The 456-nt window shown below is 38.2% G+C and carries 1 pseudogene; it reads left to right on the forward strand.

The features are described from left to right. Positions 1-456 (forward strand): annotated as a pseudogene (locus BCT81_RS02400) (LysR family transcriptional regulator); the annotation flags it as partial.

Here is a 456-nt window from a genome sequence, read left to right on the forward strand (position 1 = left end):
TTGCTAGGTATATCTTATGAGTTGCCCCATACCTCACAGGAAATCTATGTAAAAAAACTTACGGATATCACAGGTAAGCTATTTGTAAGGAGAGACCATCCGATAAAAAAAACAGCAGTCACCCCCCAAGAATTAGAGGGCTATGATATTGCATCAATGATATCCCCAGGCTGGAATGACAATTTCAGTAAAGCATCTCAAATATTAACCGATTTGTCTGTGCCTCATAAGATTGGGTTCCGCTCTGAAATGGTGATGGCGATTATCGATGTACTCATTAACTCAGATATGTACATGCCTCACTCTGACTTGTTCCCTATCGATAACTACCCCTACTTAAGAGGGGTGGATATTCTGATTGATGATAAGCTAAAGAAAATAGCTGTTTATAGTCATATCCATACAAAAAACCGAAATAATCCTCTCTGTATTTGGCTATTTGGTGTAATTCAGAAA

Source organism: Vibrio sp. 10N.261.52.A1 (assembly GCF_002876325.1).
GTDB lineage: Bacteria > Pseudomonadota > Gammaproteobacteria > Enterobacterales > Vibrionaceae > Vibrio > Vibrio chagasii.